This window comes from Xanthomonas sp. SHU 308 (assembly GCF_000364645.1).
GTDB lineage: Bacteria > Pseudomonadota > Gammaproteobacteria > Xanthomonadales > Xanthomonadaceae > Xanthomonas_A > Xanthomonas_A sontii.
The window spans coordinates 1-533 of record NZ_AQOK01000571.1 but is presented as its reverse complement, the minus strand read 5'-3'; the positions used below and the strand labels follow the sequence as shown (position 1 = coordinate 533).

General features: G+C 73.5%; 1 pseudogene. It reads left to right on the top strand.

Annotated features, from left to right (window positions below):
• A pseudogene (locus tag D588_RS25105) lies at positions 1–533 on the top strand (S9 family peptidase); the annotation flags it as partial.

Genomic DNA, 533 nt, shown 5'->3' with positions numbered 1-533 from the left:
GGCCGCCGCCGATCCTGCTGCGGACAGCGGCTACCAACTGCCGTCGGCGCCACTGCAGGCCATCGTCGATGCGCCGCGGCCGCCGCAGCTGTCGCTGAGCCCGCGGCGCGATCTGGCGGCGATGCTGCAGTTGCCTGCGCTGCCCGGCATCGCCCAGGTCGCGCAGCCGGAACTCAAGCTGGCCGGGCTGCGCATCCATCCGCGCACCCGCTCGCAGAGCCGCTTCGCCTTCGGCGACAAGCTGTGGCTGCTGCGCATCGCCGACGGCAGCGAGCTGCAGATCGAGGGTTTGCCGTCGCCGCTGTCGATCGCCGGCATGGCCTGGGCGCCCGACCAGCGGCATCTGGCCTTCAACCGGGTCGACGGGCGCAGCGGCGCCAACGAGCTGTGGGTGGTGGACATCGCCGCGCGGCGTGCGCGACGTGTCGCCGAGCGGCTCAACACGGTGTCCGGCGAGGGCTATGCGTGGATGCCCGACAGCCGCCAGTTGCTGGTGTTGCTGCAGCCGCAGGCGCAGGGCGCGGCGCCGCCCG